Source organism: Synechococcus sp. BA-120 BA3, assembly GCF_034931285.1.
GTDB lineage: Bacteria > Cyanobacteriota > Cyanobacteriia > PCC-6307 > Cyanobiaceae > Cyanobium.
Genome location: NZ_JAYGHZ010000090.1, coordinates 1 through 4,818 on the forward strand (window position 1 = coordinate 1; position 4,818 = coordinate 4,818).

Genomic DNA, 4,818 nt, shown 5'->3' on the forward strand with positions numbered 1-4,818 from the left:
GGCGCAGACCCACGGCCAGCAGGGCGATGGCCAGCAGCGGGGCCAGGACGGAGCGGCCCAGCAGGCCCGCCGCCACGGCCAGCAGCAGCAGCAGGCTGAGCAGCTGGAACAGGGAGCCGAGCCGGATCCGCTGGGGCAGGGGCAGCAGCAGCGGCAGGGTGGCCAGGGCCGGCAGCACCCCGTTCACCAGCGGCGACGGGGTGAGGCCGCTGAGCAGCCAGGCGGTGGCGCCGATGGCCAGGGTGCCGCTGGCCTGGCTGCTGCTCCAGGCGAGGGTCAGCAGGCGCCGCTGCATGGGCTGGGGATCAGGCCGCCTTGAGCCAGCTGAACATGGAGCGCAGACCCTTGCCCACCTGCTCGATCGGATGGGCGGCGTCGCGTTCACGGGCCTTGGCCATCTCGGGCTTGCCCGCCTCGCATTCGGCCACGAAGTTGCGGGCGAAGGTGCCGTCCTGGATGTCGGCCAGGATGCGGCGCATCTCCGCCTTGGTGTCGGCGGTGATCAGCCGGGGCCCGCTCACGTAATCGCCGTACTCGGCGGTGTTGGAGATCGAGTCACGCATGGCGGTGAGGCCGCCCTTGACCATCAGGTCGACGATCAGCTTCACCTCGTGCAGGCACTCGAAGTAGGCCAGCTCGGGCTGGTAGCCCGCTTCCACCAGGGTCTCGAAACCGGCCTTCACCAGTTCGCTCAGACCGCCGCAGAGCACGGCCTGCTCACCGAACAGGTCGGTTTCGGTCTCTTCCTTGAAGTTGGTTTCGAGGATGCCGGCGCGGGTGCCGCCGATGCCCTTGGCATAGGCCATCGCCAGGGCGCGGGCGTTGCCGGAGGCGTCCTGCTGGATGGCGAACAGGGCGGGCACGCCCTGGCCGTTCTGGAACTCCCAGCGCACGGTGTGACCGGGCCCCTTGGGCGCGATCATCACCACGTCCACATCGGCGGGGGGCTGGATCAGTCCGAAGCGGATGTTGAAGCCGTGGGCGAAGCTCAGCACCTTGCCGGCGCTGAGGTGCGGCGCGATCTCGGTGGCGTAGACGGCCTTCTGGGCCTCATCCGGCAACAGCACCATGATCCAGTCGGCCTTGGCGCAGGCGTCGGCCACGCTCAGCACCTCCAGGCCGTCGGCCCGGGCCTTGGCGGCCGAGCGGCTGCCGTCGTAAAGGCCCACCACCACGTTCACCCCGCTGTCCTTGAGGTTCAGGGCGTGGGCATGGCCCTGGGAGCCATAGCCGATGATGGCCACCGTCTTGCCGGTCAGCAGGCCGAGGTCGGCGTCGGAGTCGTAGAAGAGCTGGGCCATTCCGGGCGGCGGGCAGGGCAAACGCAGACTTTAGGTGTGCGTCCGCACGGGCCTCAGCCGCCGGAGGCCTCCGAGGGGTGGGCGATCACCCGGTCGATCAGGCCGTAGTCCTTGGCTTCGGCGGCGCTGAGGAAGTAATCGCGGTCGGTGTCCTTGGTGACCTTCTCCAGGGGCTGGCCGCACATGTCGGCCAGCGACCGGTTGAGCATGTCCTTGATGCGCAGGATCTCCCTGGCCTCGATCTCGATGTCGCTGGCCTGGCGCTGGCTGGTGCCGCCCAGGGGCTGGTGGATCATGATCCGGCTGTGGGGCAGGGCCAGGCGCTTGCCCTTGGTGCCGGCCGCCAGCAGGAAGGCGCCCATGGAGGCCGCCAGCCCGACGCAGATCGTCACCACGTCGGATTTGACGTACTGCATGGTGTCGTAGATCGCCAGGCCGGCGGTCACCGACCCGCCCGGCGAGTTGATGTACAGGTAGATCGGCTTGGAGCTGTCGTCGGAGTCGAGGTACAGCATCTGGGCCACCAGGCTGTTGGCGATCCCGTCGGTCACCTCCTGGCCCAGGAACAGGATGCGCTCCACCCCGAGGCGGGTGTAGATGTCGACCCAGCGCTCGTACTGGCTGCCGGGGAGACGGTAGGGAACGCTGGGGGTGCCGATGGGCATGGCGGGAAGGCTCCCGTTCGGAGCCGGAGAGAGGAGGTGGTGGAGAGGGGTGGCCGTGGGCCGGGGGGGGCGGTGATCAGCCCACTGGGGCGGCCGTCGGCAGGTCCTTGCGGCTGGTCAGCACCCGGTCGATCAGGCCGTAGGCCTTGGCTTCCTCGGCGGTGAGGTAGGTCATCCGGTCGGAGTCGCGGGAGAGCTCGTCGATGCTCTTGCCCGTGTTCTCCGAGAGGATCTCCAGCATGCTGTGCTTGTTGTGCAGCACTTCCTTGGCCCGGATCTGGATGTCACTGGCCTGGCCACGGGCGCCGGAGCGGGGCTGGTGCAGCACGATCGAGGCGTGGGGCAGGGCGGCCCGCTGGCCCTTGGTGCCGGCCGAGAGGATCATGGCGGCGGTGCCCATGGCCTGGCCGATGCAGATGGTGTGCACCGGCGGCTTGACGTAGCGCAGCGTGTCGCAGATGGCGAAGGCTTCGGTCTCGAAGCCGATCGCATCGCCCGAGTACCAGCTGGTGCCGGTGGAGTTGATGTAGAAGAAGATCGGCTTCTCCGGGTTGTCGAACTCCAGGTAGAGCAGCTGGGCAATGATCAGTTCGGTGACGTCGATGCCCATCTGACGCTTGGCGTCGTCGTCGGAGAAGAGGGGCAGCCCCAGATAGACGATCCGCTCCTTGAGCAGCAGGGACGGCAGATCCGGCGGCGGTGTGCGCATCACCGCGGAATCGCCGTAATAGGGGGCCGACACCGTCATCCGCGCTCACCAGCAGTCGTGAGGCAGGAGCCTAGCCGGGGCCAGGAGGCTGGTGCTCCTGCAGGGCGACGGGTTTTCCGCCCTGCTTGTCGAGACCCCGGCCGTTGCCCCGTTCGCCGGGCCGCTCGGGGCTGCGGTCGCAGCGGGCGAACACCATGCGGCCGGTTGGGGTCTGCAGGGCGCCGGTGACGGTGACGGGCAGCCGTTCGCCGATGCGGCGCCGGGCATCCTCGACCACCACCATGGTGCCGTCCTCCAGGTAACCGACGCCCTGGTCGGCCTCCTTGCCTTCGCGCACGATTTTTAGCTGCAGGCCATCCCCCGGCTGCACTTCGGGCCGCAGGGCGATGACCAGTTCGCTGAGGTTCAGCACCCGCAGCTCCTGCACCTGGGCCACCTGGGCCAGGTTGAAGTCGGCGGTGAGCAGGGTGCCGCCGGTGTCGGCGGTGAGCTTGAGCAGTTTGTCGTCGGCGCCGTTGCCGCTGTAGCGGGTGCTGTTGACCACCAGCCGGCGGCCGTAGTTCTCGCGCAGTTCGGTGAGCAGCTTCAGGCCGCGCCGTCCCTTGGCCCGCTTCTCGCCGTTGGAGGAGTCGGCCAGGGCCTGGAGCTCGTCGATCACGGCCTGGGCGACGATCACCTGGCCCTCCAGCAGCCCGGAGGCCAGCAGGCCCCGGATGCGGCCGTCGATGATCACGCTGGTGTCGAGGATCTTGGCGCTGGCGGGCAGCAGCACGCCGTCGGCCACCAGCAGCGCCTCGGTGCTGGCCGGGTTGAACAGGCGCAGCAGGGTGCGGCCGTGCACCTCCGCCAGGTTGTAGCCCAGCACCCCGAAGAAGACGTTGCTGAGCACCGCCGCCAGCGGCTTCACCAGCACCACCTCCCAGGGCAGGGGCAGCAGCAGGATCGGTGCCAGCAGCAGGTTGGCCACCAGCAGGCCCAGGATCAGGCCCACCGCCCGGCTGATCAGCAGGTCGGTGGGCATGCTGCGCACCTGGGCCATCAGACGACGCCGCAGCTGCTGGAAGAAGATGCCGGCGATCAGCCCGAAGAAGGCGCCGAAGCCCCCCATCACCGAGCGCAGGCCCTCCTGGTTGGTCACCTCCAGCAGCAGCTGTTCCGGCAGCAGGTCAACCCCGAGCCAGCCGGTGGCCGCCCCTGAGATCAGGAACAGCAGCAAGATGAGGGTGTCCACCATGCTTCGAAGTCCCGACGCCTCGGCCGCCCGGCAGGTCTTGACTGCAGCTTGGCCGATCTTCCGCCGTTTGGGCCCCAGGGATTACCGCCCGTGATGGATCCCCGATCCGCCTACGTCCACATTCCCTTCTGCCATCGGCGCTGTTTCTACTGCGATTTCCCGGTGGTGCCCCTGGGGGACCGGGCCGATGGGGCCTCCTCCGGCTCCATCGCCGCCTACCTCCCCCTGCTGCACCGGGAGATCGCCAGCTCCCCGGCCGGCCCGCCCCTGGCCACCGTCTACCTCGGCGGCGGCACCCCCTCGATGCTGACCGGCGCCCAGGTGGCCGGCATCCTGGAGACCCTGGAGCGCCGCTATGGACTGGCGCCCGGGGCCGAGCTGAGCCTGGAGCTGGATCCGGCCAGCTTCGATCAGGCCCGCCTGGCCGACTACCTGGCCGCCGGCATCAACCGGGTCAGCCTGGGGGGCCAGAGCTTCGACGATCGGGTGCTGGCGGACCTGGGCCGGCGCCACCGGGGGGCGGACCTGCGGGAGGCGGCCGGCTGGCTGCACCGGGCCCGGCGCCGGGGGGAGCTGGCCAGCTGGAGCCTGGATCTGATCCAGGGGCTGCCCCGGCAGGGCCTGGCCCACTGGAACGACCAGCTGGCCGAGGCCATCGCCCTGGAGCCCCCCCACCTGTCGGTGTACGACCTCAGCATCGAGCCCGGCACGGTCTTCGAGCGGCGCCTGGCCCTGGGGGAACTCGCCCTGCCGCCGGAGGACCTGGCCGCCGACCTGATGGACCTGACCTGGAGCCGGCTCACCGCCGCCGGCTACGGCCACTACGAGGTGTCCAACTACGCCCTGCCCGGCCACGCGTCGCGCCACAACCGCGTCTACTGGAGCGGTGCCGGCTGGTGGGGGTTCGGC

At 69.7% G+C, this 4,818-nt stretch carries 5 protein-coding genes and 1 pseudogene; 1 reads left to right on the forward strand and 5 read right to left on the reverse strand.

Features of this window, described 5'->3' with window-relative positions; genetic code table 11:
* The 5 genes and pseudogenes from VB737_RS05410 to VB737_RS05430 form a co-directional block, all read right to left on the reverse strand.
* Window positions 1–295: pseudogene (locus VB737_RS05410) on the reverse strand (hypothetical protein); the annotation flags it as partial.
* A 10-nt stretch (window positions 296–305) separates the two neighbouring features.
* Window positions 306–1,301 carry a ketol-acid reductoisomerase gene (gene ilvC / locus VB737_RS05415; protein WP_500311791.1) on the reverse strand — a complete coding sequence of 332 codons (996 nt, stop codon included), beginning with the start codon at window positions 1,299–1,301 and terminating at the stop codon, window positions 306–308.
* Window positions 1,302–1,354: 53 nt separating this feature from the next.
* Window positions 1,355–1,966, reverse strand: a complete 612-nt coding sequence (locus VB737_RS05420; RefSeq protein WP_500311793.1) for an ATP-dependent Clp protease proteolytic subunit — start codon at window positions 1,964–1,966, stop codon at window positions 1,355–1,357.
* Between the two features lie 76 nt (window positions 1,967–2,042).
* Window positions 2,043–2,714, reverse strand: coding sequence for an ATP-dependent Clp protease proteolytic subunit (locus tag VB737_RS05425; protein ID WP_500311795.1), 672 nt, complete (start codon window positions 2,712–2,714; stop codon window positions 2,043–2,045).
* Window positions 2,715–2,745: 31 nt separating this feature from the next.
* Entirely contained in the window at window positions 2,746–3,909 is a 1,164-nt protein-coding gene (locus VB737_RS05430; RefSeq protein WP_500311797.1) for a PIN/TRAM domain-containing protein, read from the reverse strand.
* A gap of 93 nt (window positions 3,910–4,002) precedes the next feature.
* Between VB737_RS05430 and VB737_RS05435 the strand changes: the two genes are divergently transcribed.
* Window positions 4,003–4,818: coproporphyrinogen-III oxidase family protein (locus VB737_RS05435; protein WP_500311798.1), on the forward strand; the 816-nt coding region annotated here is incomplete at its 3' end.